This is a genomic window from Niabella insulisoli, assembly GCF_039652435.2.
GTDB lineage: Bacteria > Bacteroidota > Bacteroidia > Chitinophagales > Chitinophagaceae > Niabella > Niabella insulamsoli.
Map to the genome: position 1 here is coordinate 893,111 of NZ_CP190246.1, position 21,273 is coordinate 914,383.

General features: G+C 45.4%; 22 protein-coding genes. 8 read left to right on the forward strand and 14 right to left on the reverse strand.

The window, feature by feature from the left end:
* Positions 1-37 precede the first annotated feature (37 nt).
* Positions 38-1,192 carry a 2-isopropylmalate synthase gene (locus tag ABDK00_RS03845; RefSeq protein ID WP_346238190.1) on the reverse strand — a complete coding sequence of 385 codons (1,155 nt, stop codon included), beginning with the start codon at positions 1,190-1,192 and terminating at the stop codon, positions 38-40.
* 164 nt (positions 1,193-1,356) lie between these two features.
* Between ABDK00_RS03845 and ABDK00_RS03850 the strand changes: the two genes are divergently transcribed.
* From ABDK00_RS03850 to ABDK00_RS03865, 4 genes are all read left to right on the forward strand, one after another.
* Positions 1,357-2,916, forward strand: coding sequence for a hypothetical protein (locus ABDK00_RS03850; RefSeq protein WP_346238191.1), 1,560 nt, complete (start codon positions 1,357-1,359; stop codon positions 2,914-2,916).
* A 133-nt stretch (positions 2,917-3,049) separates the two neighbouring features.
* Positions 3,050-4,243 (forward strand): tryptophan synthase subunit beta, encoded by a 1,194-nt coding sequence (gene trpB, locus ABDK00_RS03855; protein ID WP_346238192.1) that lies wholly within the window; start codon positions 3,050-3,052, stop codon positions 4,241-4,243.
* A 2-nt stretch (positions 4,244-4,245) separates the two neighbouring features.
* Positions 4,246-5,013 carry a tryptophan synthase subunit alpha gene (gene trpA / locus ABDK00_RS03860; protein ID WP_346238193.1) on the forward strand — a complete coding sequence of 256 codons (768 nt, stop codon included), beginning with the start codon at positions 4,246-4,248 and terminating at the stop codon, positions 5,011-5,013.
* A 122-nt stretch (positions 5,014-5,135) separates the two neighbouring features.
* Positions 5,136-6,212 (forward strand): TlpA disulfide reductase family protein, encoded by a 1,077-nt coding sequence (locus ABDK00_RS03865; protein ID WP_346238194.1) that lies wholly within the window; start codon positions 5,136-5,138, stop codon positions 6,210-6,212.
* Positions 6,213-6,265: 53 nt separating this feature from the next.
* On the opposite strand, the gene ABDK00_RS03870 is transcribed toward ABDK00_RS03865, so the two are convergent.
* The 6 genes from ABDK00_RS03870 to ABDK00_RS03895 all read right to left on the reverse strand — a co-directional run bounded on the left by ABDK00_RS03870 (position 6,266) and on the right by ABDK00_RS03895 (position 12,965).
* A complete protein-coding gene (locus ABDK00_RS03870; RefSeq protein WP_346238195.1) occupies positions 6,266-7,555 on the reverse strand; it encodes an amidohydrolase in 1,290 nt (429 codons plus the stop codon).
* Between the two features lie 56 nt (positions 7,556-7,611).
* Positions 7,612-10,494: a S9 family peptidase gene (locus ABDK00_RS03875; protein ID WP_346238196.1), complete on the reverse strand. Its 2,883-nt coding sequence runs from the start codon at positions 10,492-10,494 to the stop codon at positions 7,612-7,614.
* A 29-nt stretch (positions 10,495-10,523) separates the two neighbouring features.
* A complete protein-coding gene (fabD, locus tag ABDK00_RS03880) occupies positions 10,524-11,414 on the reverse strand; it encodes an ACP S-malonyltransferase (protein ID WP_346238197.1) in 891 nt (296 codons plus the stop codon).
* A gap of 62 nt (positions 11,415-11,476) precedes the next feature.
* Positions 11,477-12,073 (reverse strand): GTP cyclohydrolase I FolE, encoded by a 597-nt coding sequence (folE, locus tag ABDK00_RS03885; protein ID WP_346238198.1) that lies wholly within the window; start codon positions 12,071-12,073, stop codon positions 11,477-11,479.
* A gap of 30 nt (positions 12,074-12,103) precedes the next feature.
* Positions 12,104-12,517 (reverse strand): 6-carboxytetrahydropterin synthase, encoded by a 414-nt coding sequence (locus ABDK00_RS03890; RefSeq protein WP_346238199.1) that lies wholly within the window; start codon positions 12,515-12,517, stop codon positions 12,104-12,106.
* A gap of 37 nt (positions 12,518-12,554) precedes the next feature.
* Complete coding sequence (locus ABDK00_RS03895; protein ID WP_346238308.1) at positions 12,555-12,965, reverse strand: 6-pyruvoyl trahydropterin synthase family protein; 411 nt, start codon at positions 12,963-12,965, stop codon at positions 12,555-12,557.
* A gap of 124 nt (positions 12,966-13,089) precedes the next feature.
* Between ABDK00_RS03895 and ABDK00_RS03900 the strand changes: the two genes are divergently transcribed.
* On the forward strand, positions 13,090-13,728 hold the full coding sequence (locus ABDK00_RS03900) for a futalosine hydrolase (protein WP_346238200.1): 639 nt from the start codon (positions 13,090-13,092) through the stop codon (positions 13,726-13,728).
* A 54-nt stretch (positions 13,729-13,782) separates the two neighbouring features.
* Entirely contained in the window at positions 13,783-14,589 is an 807-nt protein-coding gene (locus ABDK00_RS03905; RefSeq protein WP_346238201.1) for a 1,4-dihydroxy-6-naphthoate synthase, read from the forward strand.
* A gap of 15 nt (positions 14,590-14,604) precedes the next feature.
* Here ABDK00_RS03905 and ABDK00_RS03910 read toward each other — a convergent pair whose 3' ends face one another.
* The 3 genes from ABDK00_RS03910 to ABDK00_RS03920 are packed head-to-tail and all read right to left on the reverse strand — an operon-like array spanning position 14,605 to position 17,190.
* Positions 14,605-15,915: a deoxyribodipyrimidine photo-lyase gene (locus ABDK00_RS03910; RefSeq protein WP_346238202.1), complete on the reverse strand. Its 1,311-nt coding sequence runs from the start codon at positions 15,913-15,915 to the stop codon at positions 14,605-14,607.
* Positions 15,916-15,955: 40 nt separating this feature from the next.
* Positions 15,956-16,780, reverse strand: a complete 825-nt coding sequence (locus ABDK00_RS03915) for an aminotransferase class IV (protein ID WP_346238203.1) — start codon at positions 16,778-16,780, stop codon at positions 15,956-15,958.
* A 26-nt stretch (positions 16,781-16,806) separates the two neighbouring features.
* Positions 16,807-17,190, reverse strand: coding sequence for a DUF4296 domain-containing protein (locus ABDK00_RS03920; protein ID WP_346238204.1), 384 nt, complete (start codon positions 17,188-17,190; stop codon positions 16,807-16,809).
* A 119-nt stretch (positions 17,191-17,309) separates the two neighbouring features.
* Here ABDK00_RS03920 and ABDK00_RS03925 point away from each other — a divergent pair, with 119 nt between their 5' ends.
* Together ABDK00_RS03925 and ABDK00_RS03930 are read left to right on the forward strand one after the other, a co-directional pair.
* Positions 17,310-17,510 carry a hypothetical protein gene (locus ABDK00_RS03925; RefSeq protein ID WP_346238205.1) on the forward strand — a complete coding sequence of 67 codons (201 nt, stop codon included), beginning with the start codon at positions 17,310-17,312 and terminating at the stop codon, positions 17,508-17,510.
* Entirely contained in the window at positions 17,507-17,836 is a 330-nt protein-coding gene (locus ABDK00_RS03930) for a hypothetical protein (RefSeq protein WP_346238206.1), read from the forward strand. The genes ABDK00_RS03925 and ABDK00_RS03930 overlap by 4 nt, the downstream gene beginning before the upstream one ends.
* Positions 17,837-17,854: 18 nt before the next feature.
* Here ABDK00_RS03930 and coaBC read toward each other — a convergent pair whose 3' ends face one another.
* From coaBC to ABDK00_RS03950, 4 genes are all read right to left on the reverse strand, one after another.
* Positions 17,855-19,063: a bifunctional phosphopantothenoylcysteine decarboxylase/phosphopantothenate--cysteine ligase CoaBC gene (coaBC, locus tag ABDK00_RS03935; protein WP_346238207.1), complete on the reverse strand. Its 1,209-nt coding sequence runs from the start codon at positions 19,061-19,063 to the stop codon at positions 17,855-17,857.
* A gap of 138 nt (positions 19,064-19,201) precedes the next feature.
* A complete protein-coding gene (locus ABDK00_RS03940; RefSeq protein ID WP_346238208.1) occupies positions 19,202-19,543 on the reverse strand; it encodes a DNA-directed RNA polymerase subunit omega in 342 nt (113 codons plus the stop codon).
* Positions 19,518-20,336: an outer membrane protein assembly factor BamD gene (locus ABDK00_RS03945; RefSeq protein ID WP_346238209.1), complete on the reverse strand. Its 819-nt coding sequence runs from the start codon at positions 20,334-20,336 to the stop codon at positions 19,518-19,520. The genes ABDK00_RS03940 and ABDK00_RS03945 overlap by 26 nt, the downstream gene beginning before the upstream one ends.
* 138 nt (positions 20,337-20,474) lie before the next feature.
* A complete protein-coding gene (locus ABDK00_RS03950; RefSeq protein ID WP_346238210.1) occupies positions 20,475-21,263 on the reverse strand; it encodes a uroporphyrinogen-III synthase in 789 nt (262 codons plus the stop codon).
* Positions 21,264-21,273 lie beyond the last annotated feature (10 nt).

Genomic DNA, 21,273 nt, shown 5'->3' on the forward strand with positions numbered 1-21,273 from the left:
CTGGGAATAAGTCGGTACAGCAGGCGTATCCCCGCTTTTATGCCGACATTTTTTCAGCCATTTCCTTCAGATCGCTGTCCTGCACTTCTTTTTTCGCATCTGCTACATTCAAAAATTGTTGATATAATACGTCTACCTGATTGCGGTCAAACTCGTATCCAAGATTTTTAAACCGATACGCCAAAGCGCTGCGGCCACTACGCGCTGTTAAAACAATTCGGGATGTGTCGGCGCCTACTTCCTCGGGCGCAATAATTTCGTAGGTGGTGGCTTCTTTAAGGAATCCATCCTGGTGAATACCCGAGGAATGAGAGAAAGCATTGTCGCCGACGACGGCTTTATTTGGCTGGACGACCATTCTCATGGTTTCCGAAACCAGGCGGCTCATGGGCAACAACCGGCTGGTGTCGATGTTGGTGAACAAATTCAGCTCGGGATGCTTTTTGATGATCATCGCTACTTCCTCTAAAGACGTATTGCCTGCTCGTTCGCCAATCCCATTGATCGTGCACTCAATTTGTCGCGCACCGCCGATTGCACCAGCTATAGAGTTGGCCGTGGCTAACCCGAGGTCATTGTGGCAATGGCAGGAAAGCATGGCTTTGTCAATATTGGAAACGTGGTTCATGAGGTATTGCATCTTTTCCTGATATTGGTGGGGAAGACAAAACCCCGTAGTATCGGGAACGTTCACCACCGTGGCGCCTGCACCAATTACGGCCTCCGTAAGTTGCGCCAGAAAGGCAAGATCGGCACGGCCGGCGTCTTCGGCATAGAACTCTACATCGGGAACAAGGTTGCGGGCCAGTTTCACCGCGGCTACAGCGCGTTCGATAATATTTTCCCGGGTAGTGTTGAATTTATATTTGATATGATTATCCGAAGATCCGATACCCGTGTGGATACGTGGCCGAACAGCAGGCTTCAACGCTTCTGCGGCTACTTCGATATCTTTCTGCACAGCGCGGGTAAGCCCCGTAACGGTGGCGGTTTTAATCACTTTCGAAATTTCATTAACCGATGCAAAATCTCCCGGACTGGAAACAGGAAAGCCCGCTTCTATAATATCTACTCCGAGCGCTTCTAACTCAAGGGCCAGTTTTATTTTTTCTTCGGTGTTAAGTTTACAACCGGGTACCTGCTCACCATCTCTTAAAGTAGTGTCGAAAATGAAAACTTTGTCTTGTGCCATATATGAATCGTTATAATGAAAAATAATCCGTAAAATAGTCAATAAAAGTAAACATTATATATCTTGTGTGACAAACTATATTAAACAACAATTTACACCATATAAGTTTTGAATTTATTTCCTAAAAAATTGAAAATCAAACTATAGCACTTATTTAAATTACAATGCCCAGTAGAAGTACAGATGCGCTTTTTCAATTAATCAAATCACTCGAAAAGTCTGAAAAACGGAATTTAAAGCTATTCGTGAACCGGAACTCCGGATCAGAAAGCCTTAAGAGCCTGAAGGTTTTCGATGCGTTGGATAAAATGAACGAGTATGACGAAGCGCTGCTGCTGAAAAAAGTGCCCAGCGTAAGCAAGCAGCAGCTGAGCAATACCAAAGCGTTATTGTACCGGCAAATCCTGAGCAGTTTGCGCGTTCTGAAAGACGAAAGAAATACGGACCTGCATCTGCACGAAATGCTGGACAATGCGCGCATTTTATATAATAAAGGGCTTTACCACCAAACGCTCAAAGTGCTGGAGCGTATTAAAGATTATGCGCGCACCCATCATCAGCTGACCTATTTGCAACAGGCATTATTTTTCGAGAAGAAAATTGAAGCGCTTTATATTACGCGCAGCCTGCAATCGAGAGCCGGCGAACTGGCCAACGAAGCGAAGGAAGTTAATGATCGCATTAGCAATATCAACGAACTTTCTAATTTAAATCTTTTATTATACGGATGGTATATTCAAAACGGCCACGCCAGAAATCAAAACGACGTGAAAACGGTGCAGGCCTTTATGGACGAGCATTTGAAGAAAAATATCGGCGACAGTTTTTATGAAAAAGTTTATCTGCATCAGTGTTATGTCTGGTATGCTTATATCAAACTTGATTTTTTGATGTACTACCGGTATTGCCAGAAATGGGTGGATGTGTTTGAGCAACATCCTAAAATGATTGAGACAGAAACCGCCATGTATGTAAAAGGCATGCACAACCTTATGAGCGCGCATTTCAACCTGCTCAATCATGATAAGCTCGCGTCAAGCATTAAAAAATTTAAGCATTTTGCCCAGTCAGATCTGGTGCAAGGGACCGATAATAACCGAATTGTAACATATGTGTATCTCTATACGGCGGTTATCAATCTACATTTCCTGGAGGGCACTTTCGTGAAGGGGCTGAAAATGGTTCCCTACCTCGAGGAAATGCTGGTGAAGCACGGGAAATACCTCGATCGGCACCGGGTGATGGTTTTTTATTACAAAATTGCCTGCCTCTATTTTGGCAGTGGCGATAACGGAAAAGCAATCGACTACCTCAACCGGATTATCAACCAAAAAGACGACCTGAGAACAGATCTGCAATGCTACTCGCGCCTGCTGCACCTCATCGCGCACTATGAATTGGGGAATTATAACCTGCTCGAATACCTGATTAAATCGGTGTATCGCTACATGGCGAAAATGGAAAACCTGAGCAAAGTGGAGGAGGAAATGTTCCGGTTTTTAAGGCGTTCCTTCAAGTTCAACGAAAAAAATATAAAAGCTGAATTTGAGAAGCTCCTGGCAAAACTTAAAAAATACCAAAACAATCGCCTGGAAGCCCGTGCCTTTGCTTACCTCGACGTCATCAGCTGGCTGGAAAGTAAAATCAGCGGCATTAATGTGCAGGATGTAATCAGGAAAAAATACCTGCGGGAACACAGGTCCAAAGCCGGCGCTGAAACGTAGCCGCATCCAAAATCGCAGCTGCGGCTTGTTTTCTGCAGCGTTTTTTCCCACTCTGCTGAAGCAGCGTTAACTTCCAACGCCCAAAGGCAGCGCGTTTTCGTATCTTTACATCCCTAAAAATTTAAAAAAGAGCATGCAGGCAACTTATAAAGAGCCCGATGAGTTGGGTTATTACGGCGAGTTTGGAGGAGCATATATTCCCGAAATGTTGTATCGAAATGTGGAAGAACTGCGTTCAGGTTATCTCGATATTATCAACAGTGCATCTTTTCAGGCCGAATACAAGTTTTTATTAAAGGACTACGCCGGGCGGGAAACGCCGCTTTACAAAGCATCGCGGCTGTCGCAGCAATACAACACTAATATTTACCTGAAGCGCGAAGATTTATGCCACACAGGCGCGCATAAGGTCAATAATACAATTGGGCAGATACTGGTGGCCGAGCGGCTGGGCAAAAAAAGAATTATCGCTGAAACAGGCGCCGGCCAGCACGGTGTGGCCACAGCGACCGTTTGCGCACTGAAAGGGTTGCAGTGCATTGTGTATATGGGCGAAAAAGATATTGAACGCCAGGCGCCGAATGTTGCGCGAATGAAAATGCTGGGCGCCACGGTGGTTCCTGCCACCAGCGGCAGTAAAACGCTGAAAGATGCCACCAACGAAGCCATTCGGGATTGGATCAATCATCCTGAAAATACTTTTTATATTATCGGCAGCGTGGTTGGCCCACATCCTTATCCGGACATGGTGGCCCGCTTTCAAAGCGTTATCAGCAAAGAAATCCGTTCGCAGCTTAAAGAGAAGATCGGTACCGAACTTCCCTCGGCGGTTATCGCCTGCGTGGGCGGCGGTAGCAATGCAGCCGGTACTTTTTATCATTTCTTAGATGAACCTTCGGTAGATATTTATGCAGTTGAGGCCGCAGGCTGTGGCGTGCATTCCGGCCAAAGCGCTGCAACCACCCAATTGGGAAAGCCTGGCATCCTGCATGGCAGCAAAAGCTTTGTAATGCAAACCGCCGATGGCCAGGTTGTTGAACCCCACAGTATTTCCGCCGGGTTAGACTATCCGGGTATTGGGCCCATTCACGCTAATCTGTTTGCCACCGGGCGCGGAAAATTTCTCAGCGCCACAGATAAAGAAGCGTTGGAAGCCTCCTTCGAGCTCGCCAGGCTGGAAGGTATTATTCCTGCTTTGGAAAGCGCGCATGCACTGGCTGCGTTAAAGCAAATCCCATTCAAAAAGGAAGATAACGTAGTGATCTGCCTCAGCGGCCGTGGTGACAAAGACATGGAAACCTATATGAAAGAATTAAACAAAAAGTAGTGATGAGCAGATTAAGTGAATGTTTCAAATCGGGTAAAAAAATACTGAATATTTATTGCACCGCCGGCTATCCCAGGTTAGACAGCACCTTGCCGGTCATGCGCGCTCTGCAGGACAGCGGCGCCGATATTATCGAATTGGGAATGCCGTACAGCGACCCGCTGGCCGACGGCGAAACGATCCAGAAAAGCAGCGCGATTGCTTTGGGCAACGGAATGAATATGGCTGTGCTTTTTGACCAGCTGAAAGAAATGAGAAAAGAAGTGCAGATTCCTGTAGTGCTAATGGGATACATGAACCCGGTATTACAATATGGCTTTGAAAAATTTTGCGCTGATGCCGCGAAAGTTGGTGTAGACGGGCTCATCCTGCCAGACCTTCCGCAGCACGAGTTTGAAAACAAGTATAAAAAAATCCTCGACCAGCATGGACTTGATTTTATTTTTCTTGTTACGCCCGAAACTTCTGAAGAGCGGGTTAAAAAACTCGACGCGCTGAGTTCAGGCTTTTTGTATGCGGTGTCTTCCTCGTCCACAACAGGCGGGGAAAAAGATTTTGAAGCGGTCGAGCGCTATCTTCAAAAACTTCAGGCTTACCAGTTGAGAAATCCCATCATGGTTGGCTTTGGTATCAAAGATAAAAAGACGTTCCAGGATGCATGCAAATATGCCAATGGCGCCATTATCGGGTCGGCCTATATCAAAATTATCCAGCATGCGCAAACGCCCGAAGTGATTACCAAAAGCTTTATACAAAGCATTCTTAATTAACAAATATCTTAGATCGCAACCTTTATTTTTGCAACCAGCAGTCTGCATAACGCATCTGTGTTGTGTCACTCCCTGCAACTGCAGTGCATGTGGCATCTGTTTTTAATTCGTAAAAAGTTTCAATGAACCGTATCGTTTTTTTATCCGTGATTTTTCTGCTTCCTTTATTTGCGCTGGCGCAAAAGTTAACCCTTAATGGCCAAATCACCGGCTTGCCCGACGGCAGCAAAGTGGTGTTGACGGATCTTGAAAATCCCGGTGCGCCACTACAATCGACCGAGTCTAAAGCAGGCGCGTTTACGCTCGCTACCAAGTTGGAAGGCGCATCACTGCTGAGCCTGGGCGTAGGCGACAGTGTTAAAACCGCTGTTTTTGTGGGCAATGAAACGGTATCTGTAAAAGGTGATATTAGCCAAAACGCAGAAGATTGGACCTATTCCGGCTCCACCGTACAGGATAATTTTGTGGAGTTCCAGGATATTTTTGTTCCCAAATTTGGCGCGCTAAATAAATTGGTACAACAACTTCAATTTGGGAATGGCAGCGAGGAAATAAGGACAAAACTCGATAATGCGGTGATGGATATTCAAAAATCGGTAGATGATTTTATTGGAAAAAATCCGGCATCGCCCGTGAGCACACTGGCGATTTTATCAACCATCAACCTCACGGAAGACGTTTCGGTTTTAGAGAAAAGAGCCAATAGTTTAAAGCCCGCAGCGTTAAGTAATGTTTTTGGCGGACAGTTGAAGCAAGCTATTGTGAGCGCTAAATTTAATGCAGTGGGTAGCATCGCGCTTGATTTTTCACAAGCTGATACAACAGGGTCGCAGGTTTCTTTATCGCAGTTTCGCGGCAAATATGTTTTGGTAGATTTTTGGGCGAGCTGGTGCGGCCCTTGCAGAAAAGAGAATCATTTTCTGGTAAAAACTTTCGATAAGTATAAGGATAAAAACTTTACCGTCTTGGGCGTTTCACTTGACGACGACAAAGAAGACTGGTTGAAGGCTATAAAAAAAGACGAACTAAACTGGACACAGGTAAGCGACCTGAAAGGTTGGGAAAACGCTGTTGCCATGAAATACAAGATTACTTCGATTCCCCGCAATTTGTTAATAGGCCCCGACGGAAAAATTCTGGCTAAAGACCTGCGTGGCGACGCGCTCGATGATAAACTTGCAGAACTACTAGGAGAGTAGCGGCTTTGGGTTCCATTCTCGTTGCGTAAGGCAAATAAGCCTTCCTCTTCTTTTTACAGGTTTCCATACTCAAAAACCAGGTTGCAAAATACCTTAACGCCGTTTGAGAGTAGCGCGTCAGAGACGATGAAATCGGGTGTGTGGTGAGGCGGCGCTTTAGCAGGGTCATTGCCTTTGGGCATCCCGCCGTAATAAAGAAATACGGCCGGCGCTTTCATTCCATAAAAGGAAAAATCCTCAGCGCCTGTAACCCATTTGGTTTCCTGCACATTTTCTTTGCCTACTGCTTTTTCTAGAACAGGAATGATTTTTCGAGTCAGCGCTACATCGTTAAAAGTGACCGGCGTGTTTTTACTGATTTCAACGGTTACCGTAGCGTTATTGGCCGCGGCCACACTTTCAGCAATATGCTTTAGGCGGCGATGGATATCAGCCTGCATGGCCGTGTCGAAAGTGCGGATGGTGCCGCCAAATTCAAGTTCTTCAGGTATGATATTATTCCTCACGCCGGCATTGATTTTGCCGACTGTCAATACAACAGGGGCTTTGGTGAGGTCTTGCTGGCGGCTTACAATTTGCTGCAAACTATTGATAATTTGCGCGGCCGTTGCAATAGGATCTACGCTCAGCCAAGGCTGCGCTCCGTGCGATTGCTTCCCTTTTACTTTTACGGTGAACCAATCGCTCGCCGCCATAAACGGGCCGGCTTTATAATACACTTTTCCTTCCTCGATCCAACTTTCTATATGCAGCCCAAACACCGCATCTACTTTCGGATGCTCCATTACACCCTCTTTCACCATCAGTTCGGCGCCGCCTTCTTCCCCGGGCGGAGCGCCTTCTTCCGCCGGCTGAAAAATAAATTTGACGGTGCCGGGAATATCTTTTTTCATGGATGCCAACACCGCTGCCGCGCCCATCAGGATAGCGACGTGGGTGTCGTGGCCGCAGGCGTGCATCACGGGCACTTCTTTTCCCAAATACTCGCCTTTCGCCACAGATTTATAAGGCAATTCGTTGCGCTCTAACACCGGCAGCGCATCCATGTCGGCCCTTAGGGCAATCACTGGTCCTGGCTTACCGCCTTCCAAAATGCCCACCACGCCGGTTTTTGCCATCGTAGAGGTTTTGATGCCGAGGCGTTTCAGATGAGCTAAAATATATTGCTGCGTTTTAAATTCCCGGTTGCTTAGTTCAGGGTTTTGGTGAATATGCCTTCGCCATTCGACCAGTTGAGGCTGCACGGCGGCCGCTTTTTCATTGATTGTGGTAGTGAAGCGCTGGGCCTCACAAAGATGGGTGCATAAAAGAAAAAGAGCAAGGAAAACTACTGGTATTCTCATTGCTCTAAGATAAATAAAATATGGCTGGAAACAGGCGCCTTGCTTCGCGCCTTTAGCTAGTTTGCCAGTTCAAGGCCCCAGTCGTTGCCCTTGTTAATCGCAGGAACGCCTTCTGTCAGCCACTTGGCCGGAGGTGCGTCTTTTAGCAGCCAGTCAAAATATTGTTGTTCTCTTACTTGAATGTCTTTTTTATTTTTTCGCTGCACAAGATTATGTTCTTCGCCGTTGTAGTTTAACATCCACACCGGTTTGCCGAGGCGCCTGAGGCCCGTGAAGAGCTCAATTCCCTGGTACCAGGGCACGGCGCCATCATTGTCGTTAGCCATAATGACTAAAGGGGTATTTACTTTCGGCAAATGAAAAAGCGGAGAATTTTCAATATATAAATCCGGCTTTTCCCATAGGGTCGCACCAATTCTGCTTTGTGTTTTTTCGTACTGGAACTGCCTGTTCAAACCCGATCCCCAGCGTATACCGCCGTAAGCGCTCGTCATGTTGGCCACCGGCGCGCCGGCCCAGGCCGCGGCAAACATATCCGTCATGGTGATTAGCTGCGCCACCTGAATGCCGCCCCAGCTTTGACCCTGGATGCCCATTTTATTTTTATTGACCCATTTTTTTACCGCCAGTGCCTGGGCGCCGCTGACGATATAGTCGTAAGCGCTTTGCGCCGGATGGCCGATAGTGTAGGCAATATCAGGCGCCATGACGACATATCCCCTGCTCACAAAGAAGGAGATATTCAGCCGGCTCGGCGTGGGGCTGGGTGGAATGTATTTATAAAGATTATCAGATAATTTTTCGTAGAAATAAAGAATAACGGGGTATTGCTTCGAACTGTCAAAATTTTCAGGTTTATAAATAATACCCGTGGCTTTTTTCCCGGAAAAAGTGGTCCAGTGATACAAGGCGGCATTGCCCCAGTTGTAAAGTTTTTGCTGCGGATTAATCTGCGATAGCTGATATTCTTTTTGTTGCCGCAGGGCATATAGGTCTGGCGGATTCGTATAGCTTTCTTTTGTGTAAGCAAATACATCGGCATTTTTTGCCTTGCTGATTGGTCCGACGTTAAAAGGCTGCAGGGGCAATAACGGACGCTCCATCCGGTTGTTATGAAGTACAGCTACTCCATTTGTTTTGTCTTTATTATTAAACACATTGAGCAGTATGGGATCAGCGCTTTTAATATAATCTTCATCTTCATCGGTCTGAAGATAGCGGTAAGTCAGTTGCTGATTCCTGCCGTTGGTGAGGTTTTTGGCGGTTTTAGGATTAGTCGGGTCGATCGCCCAAATATCGTAGCGGTCATAAATCAGCATGCGTTTATCACCATCCTGCCAACCCATAACGCCGTAGGGGCCGGGATCGTCGGGCACATCATTTTCTTCGTCATATAACGATGTGTTGATGGCGGCAGTAAGATTGATGGTTTGCCTGCCATCAAATGCATGATAATGGCGCGTGGCATTGCTGTACCATACAATATATTTTCCCGAGGGCGATATCCAGGAAGGCCGGATATCACCATTCAGGTTAAGTACCGCCGCGGTCGACCGGCCGTTGGAAATATCTATTTTGTAAATATCTTTCAAAGTGCTGCCCGTCCATTGCGCAGCAATCCGTCTTCCGGTGTCTGTTACCGCCACAAATGAGGCCGCGTCAGCCAGCTTGCCTTCATACACATTTGGCAAATCCGGGTTGCCTACCTGCACCATTTTCTTATGGGCAAAATCATAAACTGCCAGATAGCTTTTTTCGCGGTCTCTTTTACGGTTTTCGAGCTGATAGGGTTGTAGGTAGTCGTCCTTGTAATTCCAAATGTCCACGTTAACCTTATCGATATCAACCAGGCTTGTATCTTTTGGAAGCGGGGTGGGAGCTGTCGCAAAGAGCAGGCGCGTGCCCGATTTGTTAAAGCTGATTTTGCCAAACTCGCTCAGCTGGCTGCCTTTCGGGAATTGAGCCGTTAATGTATCAACCAGCATGATGGCAGCGTCCATGCCTTTTTTATAATGCCACAGTTGAAAGTTTTGCTTTACATCTTTCGGTTTCGCGTTTCTCATTGCCAGAAAAGCCGCTTGCGAACCGTCGTCAGCCAATGCCAGGTTTTTAAAATCGTTGCCGCCGCGCAAAAGGGTATCTGTTTTTTGTGCAGTAATATGATACAGCAGGATGCAGGTTGTCTTAGCGCTGTCGCGGAGATCGAGCGTTTGTTCGATTAAAAGATGGGAACCGGTTTTATTAAAAGTATAGTCGTTCACATTCAGGAACGTGCGGCTGTTTCCCGTGGCCGTATTGATGAGCTGCAGCCGGTTATTTCTTCCCGGATCGGTGATGCTGTCTTTGTCGTTGGTTCGGTCAGGTTTTAATTCTTTGATTACATATTGAAGCGAATCAATCACCTGCTTTAAACTGTCCTTGCTTTTATCCCGCATATAAGCCGGTTTGGGCTTTTGCTCATTTTTCTGAAGGATAGCGACCCATTCGTTGCGTTCTTTCGGCGTTTTGTAAGACAGTACCCGTCCGAATTTTTGCATTTTATCATCTCTCAGGGAAAGAATGGCAAGCGAATCTTCCGGCATCTCGTCCGGTTTTTTCTTTTTGATTTTTGCCTGCCTGATCTCTTTAAATAGCGGTTTTATTTTGAAGATGACCGATCGGTCGTCGCCTGTGATCGCAGCGTCGTAGCCTCTGGCCACGGTTTTTTTATAGCTGCCGTCGGTTTTCTGAATGATTAAATCGTCATTGCCTTCCTGCACATTTATATTGTAAACCACCCATTGACCGTTTTTGCTCATGTTGATTTTAGAAATAGATTGCCAGTCGTCATAAACGCTATGGTCTAGAACTTTTTTTTCGGAAGCGTTGGTTTGCTGGGCAGATAGGATTTGCGGAAAGATCCAAAAGAAAAGGGCAATGAAAATGGTTGATTTTCTCATTGCCCTAAGATAATTAAAAGCTTTTATTTTTAGCTGACGCCGTCCACTTCTGTGGTTTTGTCAATTTTTTGTATCAATCCCTGAAGTACTTTGCCTGGCCCGGCCTCGGTAAATTTAGACGCGCCGTTTTCAATCATGGCCTGAACACTTTGGGTCCAGCGCACTGCGCCGGTAAGCTGGGCAATAAGATTTTCTTTGATCTCATCTTTATCGCGCACTGGTTTGGCTACTACGTTTTGATAGACGGGGCAAACCGGATTATGAAAGGTCGTTTTCTCAATGGCTTCCTGAAGCTCTTTGCGCGCCGGGTCCATCAATGGCGAGTGAAAGGCGCCGCCCACCGGCAATACAAGGGCTCTTTTAGCGCCGGCCGCTTTCATGCTTTCACAAGCAACTTCAATCCCTTTGAGGCTGCCGCTGATAACCAGTTGGCCGGGGGAATTATAATTCGCCGGTACCACAATTTCGCCTGTTTCTTCCTGAACCTGCTTGCAGATATTTTCCACCTGCTCATCGGAAAGGTTGATGATCGCCGCCATAGTCGAAGGGTTGATTTCGCAGGCCTTTTGCATGGCGCTTGCGCGCAGCGCTACGAGTTGCAGCGCGTCTTCAAAACTCAGGGTTCCGTTGGCAACCAGTGAAGAAAATTCACCGAGCGAATGGCCGGCCACCATGTCTGGCTTCGCATCTTCTATCGTACGATACGCAACAATCGAATGCAGGAAAACCGCCGGTTGTGTTACATTGGTTTGTTTCAACTCGGCCTCTGTTCCGCTAAACATGATATCCGAAATGCGGAAACCCAATATTTCATTGGCCTGTTCAAATAATTTTTTAGCAAAAACGCTTTGGTCGTAGTGGCTTTTTCCCATTCCGGTAAACTGAGAGCCCTGGCCGGGAAAAACAAATGCATGCTTCATTTTATATGTATAATTTTCTTTTAGTTTTCGAGCGTTTCAACCCGCTTGTTCGATGCATTTTCTTAATGCAGGTCGGCGCTGATAAGCTTTAAAAATTCACTTCGCGTGGAATTTTTTTGAAACTCACCGTCAAAGGCCGAAGTGGTGGTGACAGAGTTTTGTTTTTGAACGCCGCGCATCATCATGCATAAATGTTTTGCTTCAATAACCACCGCCACTCCGATAGGGTTCAAAGTTTCTTTAATAGCGTTCATAATTTGCACAGTTAATCGCTCCTGCACCTGTAGGCGGCGGCTAAAAACATCGACCACCCGGGCAATTTTGCTCAACCCGGTAATCCACCCGTTTGGAATATAAGCTACATGCGCTTTGCCGAAAAAGGGCAGCACATGGTGTTCGCACATACTATAAAGTTCGATATCTTTTACAACGATCATTTCGCTGATATCTTCATGAAACTTCGCAGCATTAATAATGCTGTGCGCATCGAGGCTGTAACCTTGTGTGAGGTACTGCATGGCCTTCGCCTGGCGTTCGGGCGTTTTAAGGAGGCCTTCGCGGGAAGGATCTTCGCCCAAAAGTGTCAGCGCTTCTTTATACTGATCAATAAGGCCGTTGGTTGTAGCCTCATCATACTGTTCAATTTTTGTGTAAGACATGTTTGATTATTATTTTCAATATACATCAAATTATCCATTCGCCGGATAATCCACAAAGTTCCTCGGCGTTTCATAAAGCCGCACCTGGACATCAAGGTCGTCGCTGATTTGGGGCCTCAATATATTATAAATAACGATGGCAATATTTTCGGCGGTTGGATTCAGGCTTTTAAATTCTTCCGTATCGAGGTTCAGGTTTTTATGATCAAATTTGGCGATTACGCTTGTTTTAATCAGGTCGCTCAACACTTTCATGTCCATCACGAAGCCGGTTGTCTTATCGGGAATGCCCGTCACTTTTATCACCAGGTCATAATTATGGCCGTGATAATTGGGATAGGAACATTTGCCAAAAACCTTTTCGTTGGTTGCCTCGTCCCACTCGGGGTTGAATAAGCGATGGGCTGCGTTAAAATGTTCCTGTCTGTAAACTGCTACTTTCATTTAAATGCTAAAAATTTTACGGAAAGTTGATGGAAGATTATTCTCCAAAATACTCGACGTAAATGCGGGGCGTTTCGTATAATTTGATACAATGCAGATGGATATCGGCGGGCATATGAGGTTCCAGCTGTTTCCAGATTTCTATCGCCAAATTTTCCGTGCTGCACATTTTCCCCCGCATGAAATCCACATCCTCATTCAGATTCCGGTGATCCAGCTTTTCTGTGACGTACTCGCGAATAATGGTACTTAATTTTTTCACGTCGAAAACGAACCCCGTTTCGGCGTTTGGCTTTGCTTTCACCGTTACCAGCAAGTCGTAATTATGACCATGCCAGTTGGGGTTCGCGCACTTTCCAAAAACGGCTTCATTTTTTGCGTCATCCCAGTCCGGATTATACAGCCGGTGCGCCGCATTAAAATGTTCCTGCCTTGTGAGATATACCATCGCGCAAAGGTAATACATCCAACGTTTATATAATGCCATTATCTTATCAAACTAACGCCGCGCAAAGGTTGCAAGGCGCTGATATATTTAAAATTATTGCGACATTTGTTGGCAATATTTGATTATGCGAATTTTAGTAGCTGCGGCTTCGGAAATGGAAATTGCTCCTTCGATTAAGACTTTAAACAACCTGGGTGTGAATGTAGCGATTACGGGCATTGGCCTCGCCTCGTCCGTTTATGCGTTGACTAAAGCGGTGCAAAAGGAGCAGCCAGATGTAATCATTCAGGCGGGCATTGCTGGGGCAATCGACCGGGAGACGCGTCTTGGCGGAGTGCTGGCAGTTTCGAAAGATTGTTTTGGCGATGTTGGCGTTGTAGAAGGTGAGGCGTGGAAATCCTTGTTTGACCTCGGGCTTGCATCACCTAATCAAAAGCCTTTCGAGGAAGGTTGGCTGATCAATCCACACAAAGATCTGATTTTGAAAAGCGGATTGAGCGCGGTGGCTGCGACAACTGTCAATGAAATTACCACGATGAGCCGACGTGTGAACAGGCTAAAAAGCCTGGGTATAAAGCTGGAGTCGATGGAAGGTGCGGCGCTGCACTATGTTGCATTAATGGAAGAAAAACCTTTCTTGCAGGTTAGAGCTATTTCCAACTATATCGGCGAGCGCGATAAAAATAATTGGCAAATGAAAGAATCTATCCACCTGCTCAACCAAAGCCTATTAAGTATTGTTGACATATTTTTAAAGATGTAACGAAGGGTGGCTGCTTCGCTGTGTTGCCTTCGTTAAACGTAATATTTTATTTTCATGCATTTATCTATAGGATTTTCTCCCTGCCCCAACGACACGTTTATCTTTGATGCCCTTGTGAATGGTAAGATCGATACCGGCGGCATTCAGTTGACTCCTGTTTTGGAAGATGTTGAAACATTGAATCGCTGGGCATTGGAAGGCCGGTTGGATATCACTAAACTGAGTTTCCCGGCTTATTTTGAAACAGCTGGTACTTATGAATTGCTTAATGCCGGAAGTGCGTTAGGAAAAGGTGTTGGGCCATTGCTGGTGTCGAACCGGGATCAGCCCTTTGCTACACCGGAAGTGGAAAATGTTTCGGTTGCGTTACCCGGTATCCATACCACAGCTCATTTGCTGTTTAGCTTTGCATTTCCCCGGGCCGGCAAAAAGCAATTTAAAGTTTTTCATGAGATAGAAGATACGGTTGTGAAGGGCGATACCGATCTTGGTGTCATCATTCATGAAAACCGTTTTACTTACCGGGAAAAAGGGCTGCACAAAGTGATGGACCTGGGCCAGTATTGGGAGGAAAAGATGCAGGTGCCGATTCCATTGGGAGGTATTGCTATTAAAAAATCTTTAGGCGGCAATGTATCAAAAAAAGTCAACGGACTAATCCATGCAAGCCTGGAGTTCGCATTTAACCATTATCCTGCGGTTGCTGATTATGTAAAAGAAAACGCGCAGGCTATGAGCGAGGAAGTAATGCGCCAGCACATTGAATTATATGTGAATAATTATAGCCTTGACTTGGGCGAAGATGGCAGAAAGGCAATCGCCGTACTGAAACAAGTTTTTGATGCTACGGTAAAGCACTAAAGCCGGGTGTTGCGATTATTTGTTTTTTAGCGCTTTTTTGAATGTAGCCAGGCAGCGTTCCCTTGCCAATTCATGCGCCACGATGGGCGCTCTATAATTATTGCTTTCAACTTCAGGAACCCATTTTTTGATATACTTCAACTCAGGGTCAAATTTTTTTGTTTGAAGATATGGATTAAAGATGCGGAAATAGGGCGCTGCATCGCATCCGCTGCCGGCGGCCCATTGCCAGCCGCCGTTGTTAGACGCCAGATCATAGTCAAGTAATTTTTTAGCAAAATAAGCCTCGCCCCAACGCCAGTCTATGAGCAGGTGCTTGGTAAGAAATGAAGCCGTGATCATTCTCACCCGGTTGTGCATAAAGCCGGTTTCATTTAGTTCGCGCATGCCCGCATCTACAATGGGGTAGCCCGTTTCGCCCTTACACCAGGCGTCAAAGTCTTTTTCGTTGTTTCGCCATTGAATTGCATCATACTCTTTTTTGAAAGACTGCGTTACAATGTGAGGATGATGAAAAAGAATCATTTGATAGAATTCGCGCCACACAAGCTCTTTAAGGTACACAGCGTTGAGCTCTTTGGCCTGCGTTGCCAATTTTCGCACACTGATGGTTCCAAACCTTAAATGAACACCCAGTCGCGTGGTGCCCCGAACTGCCGGAAGATCCCGTGTTTTATCATAATTTTTAATGAGGTCGGCGCTGGCCGATTTTGAAGGGAAGCCGGCATTCGCCGCTTGAAACCCCATTTTCTTTAGCGTCGGTATGGGCAAGGGCTGCTGCTTGTGAAAATATTTAAAATAGGTTTTACAGGGATAGGATTTAAGATAGAAATCGCTGAGGCAGGACATCCATTTTCGATAGTAAGGCGTAAATACATGATAGGGCTGTCCATCGTCTTTAACAATTTCCTTTTTTTCAAAAATAACCTGGTCTTTAAAGCCCGTTACCTCAATATTTTCTTTTTTGAAAAGGAGATAAATAGCATTATCGCGCTGCCTTGCGTAAGGTTCATAATCATGATTTAAAAAAACGGCAGCAATATTATAGTCCTTTTTCAATTCTTCAAAAACCTTTTCCGGTTTTCCAAAACGCACATCCAGCGTGGCCCCCAGCGCAGTTAGCCGTTCCTGCATCACTTCTAAGCTGCGATGGATAAACACGACGCGTTGGTCGCATGGATCTTCCAGTTCGTCAAGAATATTGGTATCAAAAATAAATACGAGCTGCAGGGGATGGCCGCTTTTTAATGCATGGTAAAGCCCGGCATTATCATCGAGCCTGAGATCGCGGCGGAACCAAAATATGCTTACCTGCTGTTTGTCCAAAGTACTGTTTGGGCAAGATAAAGCAAAAAGCGATCCCAATTTAATGCAGCGGTAAAATGTATTGTTGAACCAGTTGGGCCGCTGACTTATTTTGGTAGGTTGCGGCCTCCATACTCTTCACCCATTTTATACCACGGATGGCATTTGTTAAAAAAACTTCATCTGCTTCAATCAAATCGCTGGCCTGGCACGGCTTTTCGGAAACGGTTTTAATCGAATCTATAAGGTAAGCGCGCATAACGCCACTGACACAACCTTCTGTTAATGGAGGCGTGAAAATAGTATGGTTTTTAATCCAGAACAGATTGGCAATGGTAGTTTCACAAATACGGCCGTATTGATTTGTAATAAAGCTGTCGTTCCATTGATGCTGTTTCGCATAGGTTGCGGCGGCGCTATACATCAATGCAGAGGCCGATTTGAGGTTGGCCCAACGGTCGCAGCTTTTTCTGGCCCAGGGAAAAATGCCGGTCACCAATCCGTTCTCGTTCAGCTCGTGAATAGCTGCCGGCAGCGGCCAACTTTCGATAATATATTGTAGCTCTCTGTTTTCGTCGAAAAGTCCGCCATCGCCGTTTGAAAACGATAACCTGACTCTCGCTGCGTCCAGGCATTTGTTCTTTTTGCAAAGTTCGATTAGCTGGGAAAAAATTTTTTCGACGGTTGCGAGTGGTGGTAATTTGTATTGCAAAACTTCCAGGCTGTTAAGTATTCTTTTTTCGTGATAAGCAGCCAGTACGATCCGGCCTTTCCAGACCTTAATCGTTTCAAAAAAACCATCCCCGTATCGATAAGATTTATTGGCAGCCTTTAAAATGGGCTGCTGCTCGTCGTGATATTGGCCGTTAAAGCAAATGAACGCCATGAAATGATGATAAAATTTGAAATTGGCTATTTGGGGTCGGGCGCTTCGCCAGGCACAAAACCCTTTTGCGCAGATGTATCCGTGCCATTAGGCCGCTTTTGGCGCGAAGTAATGGAATCTATTACAACCATGAGTTTTTTGGGATGTTGCTGGTACCATTCCATCGATTGGTCAAATTGTTTGCGCGATACTTTGTGCACTTTCAACACCCGGTCTAGCATCGCGTCGTTTAGCGCAGCTCGGTTTAGCGTCGGGTATTTGTAATATACGAACCCATTCAAAAATTCGCTGCTTTGAGCCACATCCCATAACACTTTTTCCATTTTGGAAGCGGGCAGCACGTCGCTGTTTTCCTGTCCGCAGGAAATAAAAAGGCAACAAATGATGAAGACGCCAAATCTGCTAATCATGCTAACTCCTTAAATTAAAGTTGTTTTGCAAATATATTGGTTTCGATTACCTTTATTAGTAACCATTAGAAAAATATACCAAGTCTTAACCTGATTTAAACACTTTAAAAACTAACATTATGAAACCAGTAAAAAGGGCGGCCTGGTTCGCGAGTGCTGCAATCACGATGTTTTTTGGATGTAATAGAGATCCTTATATTGATAGCGTTTCTTATCAGGTTTCGGTAAACATCGTCATCGAAAATAAAAAAGGGCAAAGTTTGCTCTCAACTGCTACACCGGGATATTTCAAAGATGGGCGATTAAAAGATATGATTTGATTGATGGAAAAGCGGTGTTGTATGATGGATTTTGGGACGCACAGCGGAACGGCGATTTTACGCTCGCAAATGGCTACCGCATTAGAAATGAAGTTCAGGCCAATACTAGTGCTATCGAAGTAATTCCTAATATCAGGAGTTCAGACAATCCTACAACCGCCTACATTGACTGGGGTAATGGCGACAGAGATACATTAGTATGCAAAATGGAGAAGATCAGGTCTGACCAATATAATCTTACAAAAGAAGTGTGGTTTAACGGCGAAAAAGTATATCCCGATCGTGCCATAGAAGAAAGGGCTTTTAAAATAGTAAAAGATTATTAACCGGCGGTAGCACCCTTACTATACTGTGATCGTGCTTTCCCCGGCGGTGACCGTGTCAATAATATCGGCTGCTACTGCGGCTTTGCTTTTTTGATCAAACGCTACTTCGGCTCCTGCTTTCGAAAAGATGGTGATCTTGTTGTGGTCGCTTCCAAAAGCGGCGCCGTCTTTCAGGGAATTTAAGACAATAAAATCTGCGTTTTTTGATTTCAGCTTTTCAAGCGCATTGGCTTTTTCATTTTGTGTTTCCAAAGCAAAACCAATAAGCAGCTGGCGTTCATCTTTGATGGCGCCCAGGCTTTTCAATATGTCTTTGGTTTTGACAAGTTTGAGTTCAGGCGTGGCAGCAGCTTCTTTCTTAATCTTTTCTTCGCTTATTTTTTCGGGCTTATAATCGGCAACAGCGGCCGCCAGGATAGCGATGTCGGCATTTTGGAAATGGTCGTGGCAGGCGTTGTACATTTCATCAGCCGAAGTTACCTGGATGATGGTCATTCCTTCATATCTCGCGGGCAAATCCACGGGGCCTAAAACAAGCGTTACCTCAGCGCCGCGGGCCTGGCATTCCTGGGCCAGCGCGATGCCCATTTTCCCGGAAGAATGATTACCGATAAAGCGAACGGGGTCGATGGCTTCGCGGGTGGGGCCGGCGGTGATTAAAACTTTTTTACCCGTCAGGGTGGCTTTTCCTTTTCTGAAAAAGTCATCGATGGCGGTTAGCAGGTTTTCAGGCTCTTCCATGCGGCCATCGCCGAAAAGTCCACTGGCCAATTCGCCATGGCCGGGCTGCACAACGGTAATACCATCCTGCTGCAGCGTTTTAATATTACGGATGGTGGCCGCGTGGTGCCACATATCTTCGTCCATCGCCGGCGCCACCATTACCGGGCAGGTGGCGGAAAGATAAACGGAAAGCAAAAGATTGTCGCAATGGCCGTTGGCCATTTTCGCCAGCGTATTGCAACTCAGCGGCGCTATCAGCATCAGGTCAGCCCAGCGTCCGAGGGCGACATGGTTCGACCAGGTGTTTTCCTGGAACATATCGGTCAGCACTTCGTTTTTTGAAAGTGTGGCTAATACAAGCGGCGACACAAAATCTTTAGCAGCTTCTGTCATCACCACTTTCACTTCAGCCCCTTGTTTGATCAGCAGGCGAACCAGTTGAATGGTTTTGTAAGCGGCAATACTGCCCGACACGCCGATTAATATCTTTCTGTTTGCTAACATTTTTTATGGGTTATAATGACCGGTTGATGGCGCCTTGCCGGCGCCACAAATTGTGCTGATGCAAAAATATTTAAAACGGAAAAAACCACAGTCTTTTAAATGGCACTGTGGTTTTCAATTTCTGGTCAGTAAAAGCAATTAACTAAACAGCTCGTCTTCTGCTTTTCTGAAATAAACTTTATCGTCTAAAAATTCGTGAGTAGCCAAAAGCGCCGGGTTGGGCATTCTTTCGTAAGCTCTTGAAATTTCGATCTGCTCTTTATTTTCGTGAATTTCTTCTAAAGAATCGGTATGGCTGGCAAATTCATCCAGCTTATTGTGTAATTCCTCTTTGATGGAAATATTCACCTGGTTCGCTCTTTTAGCGATGATGGCGATGGACTCATAAAGATTACCCGTTTTGCTTTTGATGCTGGCCAGGTCTTTTGTTTCCACATTAGCGGGAATACCGGCGCTAAGTTGTCGTCTTAACTTGCTCATTATTGCTAAATTTTTGTATTTCTGTATTTGATGATGCGATGTAGGCCTCTACATCTTTTCGATATTTGCTCTCCGGAAAACGCTCGATAAATTCGTTAGCCGTGTTAATCACCTCCCTGAAACGCTCTACCTTTTTTGTTACCACCGTCAATTCGGCAGCACGGTAAAAAGATCTTATCGCCATAAATTTATACTCGTCTGCAGCGTTCGACTCAGGGAAATTTTCAAGCAGGGTAGTGAAAGTAACGCCTGCCGCCCTGAATTCACCAATGTTATAATACAACATCGCCGATTTATAGTCTTTTGTCTCCAGTTTTTTCCGCAGCTCGTCGATCAACCGGTTAGCTTCCGCATTTCGAACCGACTGAGGGTGCGTATTAATAAATGTTTGCAGGTTGCTGATCGCTTTGTAAGTATTTGTCTGATCGAGCTCTGCTTTGGGCGATTGAAGGAAAAAGGTGTAAGCCCTCATATATTCGATCTCTTCGGCGCGCGGGCTGTTGCGATATCCTTCCAAAAAATTCTTAAAGAGATTTTCCGCGTTCAGGTAATCTTTCTGATTATAAGCAGCGTACGCGTATTTGTAATAAATATCTTCTGCCTGCGGCGTCGTTTTGTAATAAGGAAGCACATCTTCATAAATAGTCTGCGCTTTCATCCATTTCTTTTTAGCATAGAAGGCATCTGCCATTTTTAACTTATAGGCAGGATCCTTGCTTTTCAATATCTTGTTCATGCCGGGGCCGCAGGATACCAAAGAAGCTACTAAAAGAACAGCGATTACAAATCTCATAAAGTTTGCAAAGTTAACCATAATGCGGCAAATTAGCCTAAAAATTATGATCTGCGTAACTAAATGAGCGTTAAGGTTTTGGTAAAGAATACCGATTGGTTTTCGCCTTAACAGCAGGATAAAATTAAGTATTGATTATCAGTCGTTTTTTGACTGCGCTGCCAGAAAATGGTCCAATGCCGTGATCATGCTGGGCGATTTCGGCTTTGGCGCTATGATGCCGGGCGTGAGCCCTGATTTTTGCGCTTCTGCTTTCGTGTTGTCGCCAAACGTGCCGACAACCACGCCATTTTGTTTGAACTTGGGAAAATTGTTAAACCAGCTCTTGATGCCCGAAGGGGTAAAAAAGCAAATGACGTCAAAATTTTTGTCTCCGACGGTTTGTTTTACATCGTTGCTTTGCGAGCGGTACATAAAAGCCAGTTCAAAGTCGCATTCGTTGTCCTTCAGCCAGTTTACAATATGGCTATCTTGCTGGTTTTCTGAACATACATATAAAAAACTAAGGTTTTCTTTATGCTTATTCATGACGTCAAACAGGCTTTTGTTGGTGCCGTCCGACCCGTAAAACACTTTTCTTTTTCTGTAAAGAATAAATTTTTGCAGGTAAAGCGCCACGGCCTCGGTAATGCAGAAATATTTGGTGTCTTGAGAAACGGTTACTTTATTCTCTTCACAGGTGCGGAAAAAATGATCAATCGCGTTGCGGCTAGTAAAAATAACACCCGTAAAACGCGCGATGTTGATTTTTTGCTTTCTGAAATCTTTTCCCGAAATGGGCACGATGCTGATAAGGGGCTGGAAGTCAAGCTTCACTCCGTATTTCCTTTCGAGTTCGTAAAAAGGAGATTTTTCACTCGAGGGACGGGGTTGTGTAATAAGTATGGATTCGATCTTTTCCGTTGACTTGGTCCCTGATTTTTTCACTTCATTAATC

Coding starts and splice junctions, on each gene's coding strand:
- trpB (WP_346238192.1), top strand. CDS start 3,050: ATGCAGGCAACTTATAAAGAGCCCGATGAGTTGGGTTATTACGGCGAG.
- ABDK00_RS03870 (WP_346238195.1), bottom strand. CDS start 7,555: ATGAGAATACCAGTAGTTTTCCTTGCTCTTTTTCTTTTATGCACCCAT.
- ABDK00_RS03875 (WP_346238196.1), bottom strand. CDS start 10,494: ATGAGAAAATCAACCATTTTCATTGCCCTTTTCTTTTGGATCTTTCCG.
- ABDK00_RS03940 (WP_346238208.1), bottom strand. CDS start 19,543: ATGAGCAAGTTAAGACGACAACTTAGCGCCGGTATTCCCGCTAATGTG.
- folE (WP_346238198.1), bottom strand. CDS start 12,073: ATGTCTTACACAAAAATTGAACAGTATGATGAGGCTACAACCAACGGC.
- ABDK00_RS03905 (WP_346238201.1), top strand. CDS start 13,783: ATGCATTTATCTATAGGATTTTCTCCCTGCCCCAACGACACGTTTATC.
- ABDK00_RS03845 (WP_346238190.1), bottom strand. CDS start 1,192: ATGGCACAAGACAAAGTTTTCATTTTCGACACTACTTTAAGAGATGGT.
- ABDK00_RS03865 (WP_346238194.1), top strand. CDS start 5,136: ATGAACCGTATCGTTTTTTTATCCGTGATTTTTCTGCTTCCTTTATTT.
- ABDK00_RS03890 (WP_346238199.1), bottom strand. CDS start 12,517: ATGAAAGTAGCAGTTTACAGACAGGAACATTTTAACGCAGCCCATCGC.
- trpA (WP_346238193.1), top strand. CDS start 4,246: ATGAGCAGATTAAGTGAATGTTTCAAATCGGGTAAAAAAATACTGAAT.
- ABDK00_RS03945 (WP_346238209.1), bottom strand. CDS start 20,336: ATGAGATTTGTAATCGCTGTTCTTTTAGTAGCTTCTTTGGTATCCTGC.
- coaBC (WP_346238207.1), bottom strand. CDS start 19,063: ATGTTAGCAAACAGAAAGATATTAATCGGCGTGTCGGGCAGTATTGCC.
- fabD (WP_346238197.1), bottom strand. CDS start 11,414: ATGAAGCATGCATTTGTTTTTCCCGGCCAGGGCTCTCAGTTTACCGGA.
- ABDK00_RS03925 (WP_346238205.1), top strand. CDS start 17,310: ATGAAACCAGTAAAAAGGGCGGCCTGGTTCGCGAGTGCTGCAATCACG.
- ABDK00_RS03915 (WP_346238203.1), bottom strand. CDS start 16,780: ATGGCGTTCATTTGCTTTAACGGCCAATATCACGACGAGCAGCAGCCC.
- ABDK00_RS03850 (WP_346238191.1), top strand. CDS start 1,357: ATGCCCAGTAGAAGTACAGATGCGCTTTTTCAATTAATCAAATCACTC.
- ABDK00_RS03895 (WP_346238308.1), bottom strand. CDS start 12,965: ATGGTATATCTCACAAGGCAGGAACATTTTAATGCGGCGCACCGGCTG.
- ABDK00_RS03900 (WP_346238200.1), top strand. CDS start 13,090: ATGCGAATTTTAGTAGCTGCGGCTTCGGAAATGGAAATTGCTCCTTCG.
- ABDK00_RS03920 (WP_346238204.1), bottom strand. CDS start 17,190: ATGATTAGCAGATTTGGCGTCTTCATCATTTGTTGCCTTTTTATTTCC.